Origin of the sequence: Maridesulfovibrio frigidus DSM 17176, from assembly GCF_000711735.1 — a bacterium.
Classification (GTDB): domain Bacteria; phylum Desulfobacterota; class Desulfovibrionia; order Desulfovibrionales; family Desulfovibrionaceae; genus Maridesulfovibrio; species Maridesulfovibrio frigidus.
Map to the genome: position 1 here is coordinate 1 of NZ_JONL01000015.1, position 14123 is coordinate 14123.

Here is a 14123-nt window from a genome sequence, read left to right on the forward strand (position 1 = left end):
CTGCCAGGTAGCTGGTGGGAAACTAGGTCGTCGCAAGGACTTTTTTTTAAAGAAAACCCGTACAATTAAGTTTGTACGGGTTTTCTTGCGTGTGGTGATATGTTCCATATTTTAACTAAATTAAAAAAAACAACACCAACGTGTAATAAAGGCTTTTATTATTGACTCTTTTATTTGTGGTAGATTGTTTTTATGTGTATGATCAGCTAGTTGTCAAAGGAACAACAAGGGGACGTTATGGTTAAAAAGATAATCGAGTGCACTACTCGGCCTACGAAAGTTCTTATAGTTGAAGACAGTATGACTTTTGCAGGTATTCTCAAAAGATGCATAAAATCTAGCCTAGATGTTGAAAGTTTAGTTTTCGTCGATTACGCTAGTACTGAAGAATATCTAAATAATAACGAATGTGAATTTTTTGCAGCCTTGCTCGATATAAATCTACCTGATGCTCCTAACGGAGAGGTTGTGGATCTTGTCGTGGGCAAGAAGATACCTTCTATAGTTTTTACAGGTGAGCTTAGTGACGATCTACGAGATATTATGTGGGCCAAACGTATAGTTGACTATGTACCCAAAGAAAACTTCGGAAACATTGAGCATGTCATAAATTTAGTGGACAGGCTTAGAAAGAATATAAATACTAAGGTTCTTGTCGTAGATGATTCCAGTACTAGTCGAAATCTTTGCCGAGCCTTACTCGATGTATGCAACTTTCAGGTAATAGAAGCTGTGAATGGGCAAGAAGGTTTAGATCTTGTTAATTCTGATGATGAGATCCGTCTTGTTATTGCTGACCATTATATGCCTGTAATGGATGGCTTGACTCTTGTAAAAGAAATTCGGCGTAAATTTTCCAAATCTCGTCTTCCTATAATCGGATTATCCGGGGTCGGAGGAGCAACTACTTCTGCTTATTTTTTGAAAGCCGGGGCTAATGATTATATTCATAAGCCGTTTCTTACCGAAGAATTTTACTGTAGAGTTTCACATAACATTGAAAACTCTGAGTATATCACCACTATTAAAAAAATGTCTGATAATGACTATCTTACAGGTATTTATAATAGGCGCTCATTTTTTAAATATGGTGAAAAACTTTTCTCTCAGCAGCAGCGCAGTGGTGCTACTTTAGTCGCTGCCATGATCGACATTGATGAATTCAAAGCCTGTAATGACAAGTATGGACATATTATTGGAGATGAAGTCATTAAGGTTGTTGCTGATTTGCTGAACAATCGTTTTCGCAAGGGTGATGTTGTGTCTCGCTTCGGGGGTGAGGAATTTTGTGTGCTGTGCGCTGATATGAAGGCTGATGAAATCCAACAGGTTTTTGAAAGCGTGAGGGATGACATTGAGAAGCGGACCATCGTAGTGGGTAAGCATGAGATTCTTTTAACAGTAAGTATTGGTGTTTGTGCCAAGACTATGTCTTCTCTAGATGAGATGATCGAAGTTTCTGATAAAAAATTATATGAAGCCAAAAATAAAGGACGTAATCAGGTCTGTTACAGCGCTTAAGTCTACTTGATTTTAATAATATTTTTATAGTTGTTGACAGAGTGATGCGCTTTCTATAGTTATTGCTCTCTTGCTTCAGCAGGATGCGCTCTTTAAGAAAAACACCTTCAAGGTGATTACAAATATTTTTGATATTTGTCCTTGTGACCATTGAGGAGGGGCCACACCCGATCCCATTCCGAACTCGGAAGTTAAGACCTCCATCGCCGATGATACTGCCAGGTAGCTGGTGGGAAACTAGGTCGTCGCAAGGACTTTTTTTTAAGAAAACCCGTACAATTAAGTTTGTACGGGTTTTCTTGTGTTGATAACATTTGTACTAAGTGAAACAACTTACAATCTGCTTTAATGTGCAGCTAGCTGTATTCCCGTGTGGTTACAGGTAGCACATCTTCTAACTATCGTTTCGTCCTCATATCTATAAATGTCATGCAGTGTTAACTTGTCACAGTTTGGGCAGGTTTTACCTGGCCCAGCTCCTACATCACTAACAGGCATTGTACCAGGCCATCCTATATAATTACATTCTGAGCACTCGTAGTAGCTTCCATTTTCATGGTATGTTTGTTCTTTACAGTTTGGACATTTGTTTCCCATTGCCATATTTAAGTTCTCCTTTTATCAAAATTACTAATGTAAGTTATTAAAAAACTACGATGCCATGCTCTGGCAATAAGTCTCTCAATACATAATGCCTGTGGTACGAAGCAGCCTTGTAAAAATTAAATACGTTAGACTTCAAAAGTTGAGTAGAATTAGCGCTGTTATCCAGTTTAGTTCTTTCTTTATTCCACGAATCACCTAGGTAGTTACGAAATGATTCACTTACCTCTGTGAAATTTGCACTTTCATTGGAAAATTTATCTTTCCAATTTTTAATCCTTTCGTCTTCATCTCCATTGAATTCAAGTATATCTTTTAGGGATGCTTTTATTTGAGTGAAATCTTTATGATTTCCAGCATAAAGCTCTGGTTTTATTATGCAAGATTCTCTGAACATTTTATAAAGAGCCTCACAACCGAGTAGAAAAGATTCGCTGTTTTTTCTATTGCTTGGCCGCCCGTCTTCAAAATTAAAGCTCCACTCAAGAAATGGAGCGTCTGGATATGTGTATACTCCACCGTGCCCTAAATCATTAGAGATGCACTCAGCTATTTGGCCTAAGGTTTTACCCAAACACCGTGAAACCGCTCTTCCAGCTCTAAGGCCTTGTTTCTTTAATTGAGATCTTTTAGAAATGCTTGTTATATATTTATCATTAGTAGATTTTGAAAGTTTAATGCTCTCTACGTCTATATCATTTTTATTTGAACTCAGCCCTGAAAATCCATAGTGAGAAAATGTGTCAGCATAAACATGTGCTGTGATTCCTAGAAGCTGTTTGTAAATATCATCATCATTATGATTTAAATGGTTCTGGACCATTTCCTTCGCAATATCGCTGTCTTGCTGACATTCAATTTTGCTCAAAAAATCTTCTCCACTTCCACCTGGCAAAAAATGAAATGGTATCCACACTTCACGTTGAAATCTAGGGAACATGTTTTTCCATGCTCCAAGTTTTCCGTGGGCAGTAGGTCTTGAATTTAGTGAACCTTTGTCTTCAAAATCTATTTTTTTTATTGTGGAGTTATCATCAACAAACTGAGCGGCCGAAGCAATAACCTGCGCATCTTCAGGTTTTATTCCTGCTGCACGTGCAATTGCATAAGTACCAAAGTAGTGCATGTCTTTTTGCATATTGTATCTCCTGTTTTATTTTGTATAATAAAAATAAATCGAATATATTATATGCCAATAGATATTGATGGTCGTGTTTGTATATGTTTTGTACTATGCTGAAATGATGTGATATTTATATTTAAATAAATTTAGGTGGGAATATCTTTATCTGGATAATTCAGCTTGGAAAATACGAAGTATTTCGTATGAGTAGTTTCCGTATAAAGCATTAAAAATAGGATTAAGCTGCATGAATCCTTCTTCTTTATAAAATGAGATTGTGTCTTTTAAGCACTCAATTTCAGCTTTGTCGAAGTCTAGAATGTCGTTCACTTCAATTTTACCAGCTTTAACACACGCTGTTAAGTGGCTGTATATCGTAGCTTGCTTAATTTTTCGTTTTTCTGCGACTTTGCTAATATTCTGTAGGTCTTCGAATAACTCGAGCGTCTCAAGAGCTGACGGAGGCACTGTTGGCTTACTTGCGCTTAGTTCTTTTGGTGGTGTTCTGGTTTTACCTTCAGGAAGAGGTGCAAGGTCTTTCGGACGCCCATGCTCATCTTGATGCATTAGCAGAGTTTCAATAATTGGACTTCCGTATCGAAATACTTTTTGATCTCCAAATCCACTTATAGCGTATAATTGATCGACTGATTCCGGGCGGTAGCAGGCGAGTTCAAGTAACGTCTTATCTGGAAAAATTATGAAAGCTGGAACTTGTTGCTCTTTAGCTAGATCATTACGTACGGATCTGAGTGCATCCAGTAGTTTTTTAGCTTCTGATGTTGTCATTGAAGGGCAGTCTTGTCCTCCGATTACTAATTTTTTCTTTCTTGGACTGCTTACGCTTTTCTTAGCGATGATAGGATCTTTGCGTAGATCAACCTTTCGCTCTTTTCTTAAAACTTCCCAACTCAGCTTATTCAGCTTTAAAGCGCCATATCCTTCGATATCAACATCAAGAAGCCCCTGAGATACCATCTGGCGATGAATAGAAGTCCATTCCTCTGGTGTATGTTCTGTACCTATTTTGAAGGTGCTTAAAGTTTCATGCCCATTACTTTTCACTTTAGGAGTCTCTTTGCCCAGCAATACATCTATGAGATGATTTACTCCGAATATTTGTTCTGTGCGATAAACATTCGATAAAGCTTTTTGTGCTGCTATTGTTCCATCAAATTTAGTTGGAGGAGTGATGCAGGTAAAACAGTTTCCACATGGGTTTTCTAGCTCTTCTCCGAAATATCCGAGCAGTGCTTGTCTTAGGCAGTTTGAAGATTCGCAGTAGGCTAGTAGGGCGTTAAGTTTGCGCATCTCTAAAGCCTTGCGTTCTTCCGGTGCATCTCCCGACATTATCATTCTGCGCAAAAAACCGATATCGCCAATCCCGACAGACATCCACGCTTCAGCCGGGAGCCCGTCACGTCCAGCTCTTCCTGTTTCCTGATAATATGCCTCAATACTTTTCGGGAGGTCGAGATGAGCCACAAATCTCACGTCAGGCTTATCGATTCCCATTCCAAAGGCGATAGTAGCGACGATTACAATGCCATCTTCGGACATAAATCGCGCCTGATTTTTTTCACGTACCTGCGCGCTCAGTCCAGCATGATACGGCAGGGCCTTTATTCCTTTTTTACATAGCCATTCAGCTGTTTTTTCAACTTTTTTGCGGCTCATGCGGTAGACTATGCCGCATTCTTTATCATGGTCACTTTTAATAAAATTAAGAAGCTGTATTTGCTCCCCTTCTTTAGGGACAACTGTATAGCGGATATTCGGCCTGTCGAATCCCGTTGCGAAAATATCATTTTCTGTAAATGAAAGCCGTTGCAGAATCTCCCTCTGAGTTGGCCCGTCGGCTGTGGCTGTTAGTGCTAAGCGTGGAACATTTGGGAATCTAGCTGCAAGAGCATCCAGTCTTAGGTAGTCCGGTCTAAAATCGTGTCCCCATTGAGATACACAATGGGCTTCGTCGATTGCTATCAGTGCGATGTTGATCCGTTCAAGCATTTCATAAAAACCAGGTTGTCCAAGCCTTTCTGGCGCAACATATAAAAGATCTAGTTCGCCATTATATAAACTGCTGATAATTTGCGAAGCATGCTCACCTTTCACAGACGAATTTAAGCACTCCGCACGCACTCCCATTTGTTTGAGAGCTGCAACCTGATCTTGCATGAGTGCAATGAGCGGAGAAATTACAATTCCGACACCTTGGCGCAATATGGCAGGTATTTGATAACACGCAGATTTACCGCCACCTGTAGGCATGAATACAACAGCATGGCCGCCAGCCATTACACGCGAAGTAATCTCGTCTTGAAGTCCGGTAAATTTTTCGTAGCCGTATGTCTTTTGAAGAACATCAAGAGGGGTGCGCATGAAATGTGTCCGTCTGGTTGTGGGAAATTAGTCTAAATATGTTTCGCTTTGTGCTGTTGTGTTTTGCCTCCTATTTAGTGTTAAGGCAACCCTTGATAATGGCTAATTTTAGGATTTTACTCCACGTATTGAACTATAGCTGATATTAATTATTCATGTACGTGATCGGGTCTATTTCTGAATATTTTAGCTAATAATTAAAAATGATAGACATAAGGTGTTGTTGTAGTATTCTGAAAATATCTCTTATTTTATACGGTGCAATAATTGTAAAGTTGCAGGCTAATTAAAAACGGTGGCAGAATATGGATCATAAGTATTGTGGAGAAGTTATTTCTGTTCGCGGGTCCGTTGTTGACGTGCGTTTTCCTGAAGGCATTCCTCCGATGCTTTCGGTTTTGTATGCTCACGGAGACCGAAAAGTTACTTTAGAAGTGGCTGATCATCTGGATTTGAATACAGTGCGAGCTATTGCCATGACTCCTACTGGTGGTCTTCCTAGGGGCGCTGTTGTTGATAGTGAAGGAGTAACTTTACACACTCCTGTCGGCGAAGAATTGCTTGGGCGGGTGCTTAATGTTTTTGGCGAACCCGTAGACGGTCGTGATTTGCCCGAAAATTTAGAATATCGTTCAATTCATAATACTCCTATAGAACTTTCTAAACGCGTTGTTTCAGAAGAGATATTTATGACGGGGATTAAAGTCATAGATTTGCTCATGCCTCTTGAGAAAGGTGGCAAGGCTGGACTTTTCGGTGGAGCTGGCGTTGGTAAAACGGTTCTAATCACAGAACTTATCAATAATATGGTCGGGCGTCATAGCGGCATAAGTATCTTTTGCGGGATAGGTGAAAGGTGTCGTGAAGGTGAAGAGCTATACCGTGAAATGGGTGACGCTGGAGTTCTCGATAATACCGTAATGGTCTTCGGACAGATGAATGAGCCTCCTGGTGCTAGGTTTAGAACGGGTCACACAGCGTTAACGATTGCTGAGCATTTTAGAGATGATCAAGGCAAAGATGTTCTGCTTTTGATCGATAATATTTTCAGATTCATTCAGGCTGGGATGGAACTTTCAGGAATGCTCGGCAGGCTTCCTTCTCGCATGGGGTACCAGCCCACACTTGGTGCTGACCTTTCTGAGCTTCAAGAACGTATCTCAAGCAGTAAATCGGGTGCAATCACATCTATTCAGGCCGTCTATGTACCGGCTGATGATTTGACCGACCCTGCCGCAACTCACACTTTTTCTCATCTTTCATCTTCTATTGTCCTTTCGCGCAAACGGGCGGGAGAAGGCTTTTATCCTGCTGTAGATCCGCTTGAATCACGTTCTATGATGCTTTCTCCTGCTATTGTCGGACAGCGTCACTATGATGTTGCGCGTGAAGTTCGACGCACGCTTTCTCTGTATGAAGATCTTAAGGACATTATAGCTATGCTCGGTCTTGAAGAGCTTTCCCGTGAAGATAGGCTTATTGTTTCACGCGCCAGAAAGCTTGAGCGTTTTATGACTCAGCCATTTAATACGACTCGTCATTTTACAGGAATGGAAGGTAAAATAGTTGATATTGAAGATACTGTTTCAGGTTGTGAGCGCATTTTAAATGATGAGTTTAAAGATTTATCCGAGCGTGATTTCTATATGATCGGCTCTCTTGATGATCTTAATTCTGCTAAAACTGGCGGTGCTGAGGGTAGCAGCTGATGAAGCTTAAAATAATGCTGCCGTCTGGCGTTTTCCTCGATTGTGAAGCTGATAAAATTGTTGCGGAGTGTAAGCGGGGAGGATTTTGTCTTCTGCCAAATCATATTGATATGGCAACTGCTCTTTCTGCTGGGATTTTAACTTACTATCATCAGGGAAAAGCAACGAATATGGCTGTGGATACAGGTATCCTAGTCAAAAAGGGGGAGATTGTACGTATTTCATCGCGCGCAGCCGTTCAAGGTGAAATAGGAAAACTTGAATTAGAAGTTAACCGTATGCTTGATGATGCATCAGAAGGTGAAAAAGCAGCTCGGACAACTGTAGCAAAGCTTGAGGCTGGATTTGTCCGCAGCCTTATTGAGGTTGAAACTTTATGAGCACAGATAAAAACCCGCGTTCAAATAAGTTCAGGGATAGTGTCGCTACTAAGGAAAAACGGCGAATTTGCGCTGAAAGGCGCGGTGTTGTTGGCACTTGGTCAGCCTTTGGATCAATGGGCGTTGTTGGTTGGAGCATCGCTTTTCCGACTGTTCTTGGAAGCTTTCTTGGCGCTTGGATGGATTACATGTGGCCCTATAAAGTTAGCTGGACCCTGACTATGCTCGGAGTTGGTCTTTTTGCCGGGTGCGTTTGTGCTGGAATGTGGATGAATAAAGAGAAGGGCAAGATTATCAGCGAACGTGATCGAGATTGGCTGTGTAATGATGACCCTGAATCTACTGACGATGCAGATGCCATGAACCCCGATCTGGAGAATAAGAATGACAAGTAGCAATTATATCTTGCTTTGCGCTTTTTTTGCTTCTGGAGCGGTTCTCGCGGCATTTCATTTTGGTGGACTTTGGGCAACTGTCCGATATTTACCAAAAGCTGTGCGACCTCGTTTATTTTTCTGGTCAGGTTGTTTGCTAAGATATGGAGTGACTCTGTTTGTTTTTGGACAAATTATGAAACAGGGTGGAGCGCCAATTGCTGCGGCATTTCTCGGATTTTATTTGCTTAGGACTTTTGCGCTGTCGAAGTATTGCTCTGATGAAAAAGCACTGATTTGCGGTAGCAGGAGAAAGCCGTGGAAATAAGCCCGGATAATACTGTTTATTTAAGTTACGAATTTATGAAGCTTAACGACACCCTTGTATATACGTGGGTTGTCATGTTTCTACTCGTGGGTTTTTCATGGTTGGTTACCCGCAAAATTACATCCTCATCGGTTATATCTGATAAACAAAACATCCTTGAAATACTAGTTGATGGATTGCTGACACAGATTGAAGGGGCAACAAATCAACGTCCTGAAAGATTTCTGCCACTTCTTGGGACACTTTTTATTTTTATCCTTGTTTCAAATATTCTCGCCGTAGTTCCTGGGTTTGCTCCTCCCACGGGATCACTTTCCACAACAACTGCGTTCAGTCTGATCGTTTTTTTCGCAGTTCCCTATTACGGGATCAAAGAGAATGGCCTTCGTAATTACCTTAAGAGCTATATTCAGCCATCGCCCATGATGCTCCCATTTAATATAATTGGAGAGGTTAGCAGGACCTTTGCTCTTGCTGTGCGTTTATTCGGTAATATCTTGAGCGGAACGATGATGGGCGCTATTTTATTGGTGATAATGCCGCTTTTAGTTCCTGTCATAATGCAACTTCTCGGGCTTTTGATTGGTGTTGTTCAGGCATATATTTTTACGGTTTTAGCTGCAGTATTTATTGCCGCAGGTTTGGAAGTTCATACTAGTAATAGTTAGAAAATATTAAGGAGGAGAATATGGAAACTCTTGGCTGGATCGCATTCGGATCGGTTATAGCCGCCGGACTTTGTATGGGTATCGGGGCTATTGGGCCTGCTATTGGGCAAGGGATGGCATTGTCGCGCGCACTTAGTGCAATTGCTCAGCAGCCTGATGAAACCAATACCATCGTAAAATTCTTATTTGTAGGTATGGCAATGGTTGAATCAACTGCAATTTATTGTTTTGTACTTGCAATGATTTTGCTGTTTGCAAATCCATTTTGGAACTTTTTTATTGAGAAGGCAGCGGGTTAAATCATGTTGATAGACTGGTTCACCGTCTTTGCGCAAATCATTAACTTCTTTGTGTTAATTTTTTTGCTTAAATTGTTTCTTTATGGCCCCCTTGTGGAGGCAATGAAGAAGCGCAAAGAACGTGTGGCCGACGAGATGACGCAGGCGCATAGGACTAGAAATGAAGCAGAAGAACTTCATAAGTCGCTGGAAACAAAGCATAGCGAACTTGAACATAAAGCTGCACATGTGATGTCTGAAATCCATGCAGAATCTGAAAAATGGCGTCAGCAGGCTATGGTAGCCGCTCAGAAGGAAATTGAAGTCCAGCGCGAAGAGTGGCTATCCGCTTTAGATCGCGAAAAGCAGAGTCTTGCTCTTAGCTTAAAGAAACGAGTTATGAAGGAAGTCACCGGAGCAGCTTCGCGTATAATGTTAGACTTAACTGATTCAAATCTTGAAGAACGGGTAGTGGCTGGCTTATTGGTTTCGGTAGAAGATGAGACTGGTAAGGTCGATTGCGGGAACAGTGAAATTATTGTCCGTACCGGGTTTGTGCATGACGGGAAAAACAGAGAAAGAACGGAAGATGCTTTAGCCAGAATTTTCCCCGATTGTAATCAGCGGGTATTCACTGTTGACCCTAATCTAGGAATTGGAGTGGAGCTTATTGCGGGTGACAGAAAATGGGAATGGTCCCTTTCATCTTACATTGTTGATTTGGAAAAATCTATTTTTGAGGAAATCGGAGCAGAGCCATCGAGTGTGTCGGCTGATAAATCTGAAAAAGATTCGGGCGGAGGTTTGTGATGGGATTTCTTTCAGACAATATGGATCAGGCGTTCGGAGCATATGAGAAAGGGCTTGATAAAATGGATTACAATCCTGAGTCTCGCGAAGTAGGGCGTGTTATTTCTGTAGCGCGAGGAGTTGCGCAGGTTGAAGGTCTTAAATCTGTCCGTTCGGAAGAACTCCTCACTTTAGGTAACGGGGTTCAGGGAATGGCGCTTGATCTACTGCCAGACTCCATAGGAGTTGCGCTACTTGGACGAAGTGCTGATCTTAGCGCGGGTGATGAAGCTATTCCATCTGGTACTGTTCTAAGCGTTCCCGTTGGCGAGGCGTTGATTGGCAGGGTTGTTGATCCGCTAGGGAACCCACTAGATGACGGCCCCATGCTCGACACTAATCAAACCCGCCCAATAGAATGTGAAGCTCCGCCGATTCTCATGCGCGCCCCAGTGGATACACCTATGGCTTCCGGGCTTAAGGTTGTCGATACCCTGATTCCCATAGGTCGTGGACAGCGGGAACTCATTCTAGGCGACAGGCAGACGGGTAAAACGGCTGTTGCGCTTGATATTATACTTAATCAGAAAAAGGGCGACGTAGTTTGTGTCTATTGCGCTATCGGACAGCGTAGCACTTCTGTTGCCAGAGTTATTTCCGCACTGCGGAAACATGGCGCTATGGCTTATACTTTCGTCGTTGTGGTCGAAGGGGATGCTCCATCGGGTATGCAGTACATTGCTCCTTACGCCGCAACAAGTATGGCTGAATATTTCATGGAGCAGGGGCGCGATGTTCTCATTGTATATGATGACCTCACTCGGCATGCACAGGCGTATCGTCAGCTTAGCCTGCTAATGCGAAGGCCTCCGGGGCGCGAAGCATTTCCCGGTGATATTTTCTATATCCATTCAAGACTCCTCGAGCGATCCACAAGGCTAAGTCCTAAACATGGTGGCGGAACTCTGACGGCATTGCCTATAGTCGAGACGGAAGCTCAAAACATTTCGGCGTATATTCCGACAAACCTTATTTCCATAACCGATGGGCAAATTTACCTGTCACCAGTGCTATTCCAAAAGGGACTGCTCCCTGCTGTTGATGTGGGTAAATCTGTTTCAAGGGTTGGTGGTCGTGCTCAGCCTGTGGCGTATCGAAAAGTCTCGGGTGATCTGCGACTTACATATTCTCAGTTTCAGGAACTGGAAGCTTTTGCAAGGTTCGGCACTCGGCTTGATAAGGATACACGTAAAAGGCTTGATCATGGAGTGCGGGTTAGAGAACTGCTCAAGCAGGATAGGTTTTCGCCCCTTAGTGCAGCAGAGCAGCTTGTAATTTTGTGGGCTGCATCACTCGGGCTTTTAGATGAGGTCCCGCTCGACAAAATTGGAGATATTCAGGATTTCATATTAGCTGATGCCAGAGATAATTTTGCAGATTTTGAAAGACTGCCTAAAGCCGATTCAAATGATAAAATTTGGGAAGACTTAAAGCTTAACATTAAGAAATGTATAGATCTTTGGGGAGTGTCCGATGCAAGCTCTTGATGCTGTAAAAAAGAAAATAGCAACTACCCACGATCTGTTGTCAGTGGTTAAAACTATGAAGGCTTTAGCAGCGGTCAACATCAGACATTTCGAAAATGCGGCACATGGTGTGGGCGAGTATGCGGAAGTAGTTGAGGATGGCTGGACTGTATTTTTTAAGAATTCAGGTGTCATTCCGCATGAGCGAAAAGGCAAAATTGCGGTTGTGCTTGCCATAGGTTCTGATCAGGGAATGTGCGGGCAGTTTAATGACGTTTCGAAGGTGGAAACTTTGCGCGTAATAGATGAGCTGAAGTCAGACGGATTTGAAGTTTCGTGCTGGACTTGCGGGGAGAGGGTGCGCGGCGCTCTTGAAGATGCTGGCATTGCACCTGACCTAAATTTCAAAGTGCCCGGAAGCTTGCGCGGTGTTACCGGAGTAGTGAATGAGGTTGAAAGCAGCTTGGAAGAATGGAGACGCAAAAAGGGGATGGGCAGGTTCAGCGTAGTAAATAACAGTTTTGCGGTTGATGGTACTAAGGTGACGGCAAAGCATGTGTTGCCGCTTCACTCCAGAACCAAGGTCGCAGAATGGACAGGAAAGTCTCTGCCTATAACAAACATTCCAGCTAGAGATCTATTTTCTACGCTGTTTCATGAATACATTTATATTTCAGTTTACGGGGCCATCGTGCAGTCGCTGGCAGCAGAAAATAGCGCAAGGCTTACAGCAATGCAGGTTGCGGAGAAGAATATTCTGGAACACGTAGAGGCTCTTGAATCGGATTATAGGAATACGCGTCAGGGGACTATTACGGGTGAGTTGCTTGATATTGTTGCTGGGGTGGAGGCTGTATCTGGGGGTGGGTTTTAGGGGGTGTTTGTCTTGTCTAAATATTTATATTTATTATCTATCCTGCTTGGGATATAAAACCTCACCTCTATATGTTAAAGAATACTTGACATACTATAAGTATTCTGTCCAATAGTAACTAGGGTGTCTGCCGTTAAGTAATTGCCTTTTTGTCGGTGTACCATCGATGATTATTACACTTTGCCACTCTGGCTATCCCCGCTTGTTCAGCGGCTCTTGTTGACTTTAATTAACACGGCTTCGCTGCATGTAGAATTATCAGGCAGACACCCTAAAAACATGTGAGAAAAATGTGACAAGGATAAACAACTTATCTCGATTCCAACAAATTTCTACACTTAATCAGCTTGCATTATTTTTAGGATTTAAACCTAAAGATTTTAGCTATATTCTTTATCGGCTGTCGGATGGTCCCAATGGTCAGTATACCGAATTTGCAATAAAAAAACGAAATGGAAAAGATCGAACAATAGCTGCACCACATACGGCTTTAAAAACGATTCAAAGGTCGTTGACTTCAAAACTTGAAGGAATATACGATCCTAAAAAAGCGGCTTACGGATATATAAAGGAAACACCTCACAACAAAGACAAAACAGTTTTTGGAAATGCGTTAGTCCATTCAAAAAAAAGATATGTTTTTAACATTGATTTATGTGATTTTTTTCCAACAATACATTTCGGTAGAGTTATGGGTTTATTTCAATCAAATCCATACAAACTTAAAAGAAATATAGCTATACTGTTAGCAAAAATAGCATGCTACAATGACTGCCTCCCACAAGGTTCTCCATGCTCTCCCATAATATCAAATATGATTTGTTCTCATATGGACCGAGAATTAAGTGATTTAGCTAAAGCATATGGGTGTTATTACTCGCGATATGCAGATGATATGACCTTTTCTACGAATATAATAGAATTCCCTAGGGACATCGCTTTTCGTGATGAAAATTGGAAGCCGGGTGAAGGATTAATAGAAATCATAGACAAGAATGGTTTTGAAATCAATTCGGAAAAAACAACTTTACGAACTCAAGCTGACAGACAAATTGTTACAGGTCTGATTGTTAATGACTTCCCCAACATTAGGAAAAGATCCATCAACCAAGTTCGAGCCATGCTTCATGATTGGAAGCTCAATGGGATGGAAGCTGCCTATGAAAAGTTCATAAACTACCACGATACAAGAAATAGCGAAAATAAAGAAGATAGTACTGAATTATTTAGCATGGTTGTGAGGGGTAAACTTGAATGGATACGCAGTGTGAAAGATAAGCGTTTCAATATTCAAGAAATACAAAATAAAGCAAAGTCAAAACAAAATAGACTAAGTTACAGTAGTCGATTGCTAGAAAAGCAATCATATAAAAAATACTTTAATAGATACAAACATCTTCGTATTAATGAAAGCGACATGCTTACGGTTTTAGGTGAGGGGCAAACGGATTGGAGGCATTTTAAAAATGCATATGAAGTGCTCTATAGATGACGGACACGGCTCGAGAGGTTAAAGTCAGCTCATGCAGGAGAAATACTCATGAGTAATCGAAAGTATTCAGAAGAAT

General features: G+C 41.6%; 13 protein-coding genes and 1 rRNA gene. 12 read left to right on the plus strand and 2 right to left on the minus strand.

Features of this window, described 5'->3' with window-relative positions; translation table 11 throughout:
- The first annotated feature begins 237 nt into the window (after nt 1–237).
- Together BR06_RS0118865 and rrf are read left to right on the plus strand one after the other, a co-directional pair.
- Nucleotides 238–1521: a diguanylate cyclase gene (locus tag BR06_RS0118865; RefSeq protein WP_051677208.1), complete on the plus strand. Its 1284-nt coding sequence runs from the start codon at nt 238–240 to the stop codon at nt 1519–1521.
- A 139-nt stretch (nt 1522–1660) separates the two neighbouring features.
- A 5S ribosomal RNA gene (rrf, locus tag BR06_RS0118870) occupies nt 1661–1775 on the plus strand.
- Between the two features lie 389 nt (nt 1776–2164).
- On the opposite strand, the gene BR06_RS0118880 is transcribed toward rrf, so the two are convergent.
- Nucleotides 2165–3262: a DUF6765 family protein gene (locus BR06_RS0118880; RefSeq protein WP_031485867.1), complete on the minus strand. Its 1098-nt coding sequence runs from the start codon at nt 3260–3262 to the stop codon at nt 2165–2167.
- Nucleotides 3263–3409: 147 nt separating this feature from the next.
- Nucleotides 3410–5629 (minus strand): DNA helicase RecQ, encoded by a 2220-nt coding sequence (recQ, locus tag BR06_RS0118885; RefSeq protein ID WP_031485869.1) that lies wholly within the window; start codon nt 5627–5629, stop codon nt 3410–3412.
- Between the two features lie 305 nt (nt 5630–5934).
- Here recQ and atpD point away from each other — a divergent pair, with 305 nt between their 5' ends.
- The 10 genes from atpD to BR06_RS0118935 all read left to right on the plus strand — a co-directional run bounded on the left by atpD (nt 5935) and on the right by BR06_RS0118935 (nt 14047).
- Nucleotides 5935–7338, plus strand: coding sequence for a F0F1 ATP synthase subunit beta (gene atpD / locus BR06_RS0118890; RefSeq protein WP_034603229.1), 1404 nt, complete (start codon nt 5935–5937; stop codon nt 7336–7338).
- Complete coding sequence (locus BR06_RS0118895; RefSeq protein WP_031485872.1) at nt 7338–7718, plus strand: ATP synthase F0F1 subunit epsilon; 381 nt, start codon at nt 7338–7340, stop codon at nt 7716–7718. The genes atpD and BR06_RS0118895 overlap by 1 nt, the downstream gene beginning before the upstream one ends.
- Nucleotides 7715–8113 carry an AtpZ/AtpI family protein gene (locus tag BR06_RS0118900; protein WP_051677209.1) on the plus strand — a complete coding sequence of 133 codons (399 nt, stop codon included), beginning with the start codon at nt 7715–7717 and terminating at the stop codon, nt 8111–8113. The genes BR06_RS0118895 and BR06_RS0118900 overlap by 4 nt, the downstream gene beginning before the upstream one ends.
- Nucleotides 8103–8420: an ATP synthase subunit I gene (locus BR06_RS0118905; RefSeq protein ID WP_031485876.1), complete on the plus strand. Its 318-nt coding sequence runs from the start codon at nt 8103–8105 to the stop codon at nt 8418–8420. Before BR06_RS0118900 ends, BR06_RS0118905 begins: the two co-directional genes overlap by 11 nt.
- Entirely contained in the window at nt 8411–9088 is a 678-nt protein-coding gene (locus BR06_RS0118910; protein WP_031485878.1) for a F0F1 ATP synthase subunit A, read from the plus strand. Before BR06_RS0118905 ends, BR06_RS0118910 begins: the two co-directional genes overlap by 10 nt.
- A gap of 20 nt (nt 9089–9108) precedes the next feature.
- Nucleotides 9109–9387 (plus strand): F0F1 ATP synthase subunit C, encoded by a 279-nt coding sequence (locus BR06_RS0118915; RefSeq protein ID WP_031485880.1) that lies wholly within the window; start codon nt 9109–9111, stop codon nt 9385–9387.
- Nucleotides 9388–9390: 3 nt separating this feature from the next.
- The gene (locus BR06_RS0118920) at nt 9391–10176 is read left to right on the plus strand and encodes a F0F1 ATP synthase subunit B family protein (protein ID WP_051677210.1); all 786 of its coding nucleotides are present in this window, start codon (nt 9391–9393) and stop codon (nt 10174–10176) included.
- Complete coding sequence (locus tag BR06_RS0118925) at nt 10176–11702, plus strand: F0F1 ATP synthase subunit alpha (RefSeq protein WP_031485883.1); 1527 nt, start codon at nt 10176–10178, stop codon at nt 11700–11702. The genes BR06_RS0118920 and BR06_RS0118925 overlap by 1 nt, the downstream gene beginning before the upstream one ends.
- Nucleotides 11689–12555 carry a F0F1 ATP synthase subunit gamma gene (locus BR06_RS0118930; RefSeq protein ID WP_031485885.1) on the plus strand — a complete coding sequence of 289 codons (867 nt, stop codon included), beginning with the start codon at nt 11689–11691 and terminating at the stop codon, nt 12553–12555. The genes BR06_RS0118925 and BR06_RS0118930 overlap by 14 nt, the downstream gene beginning before the upstream one ends.
- A 292-nt stretch (nt 12556–12847) precedes the next feature.
- Nucleotides 12848–14047 carry a reverse transcriptase domain-containing protein gene (locus tag BR06_RS0118935; RefSeq protein ID WP_051677211.1) on the plus strand — a complete coding sequence of 400 codons (1200 nt, stop codon included), beginning with the start codon at nt 12848–12850 and terminating at the stop codon, nt 14045–14047.
- The last annotated feature ends 76 nt before the right edge of the window (nt 14048–14123 follow it).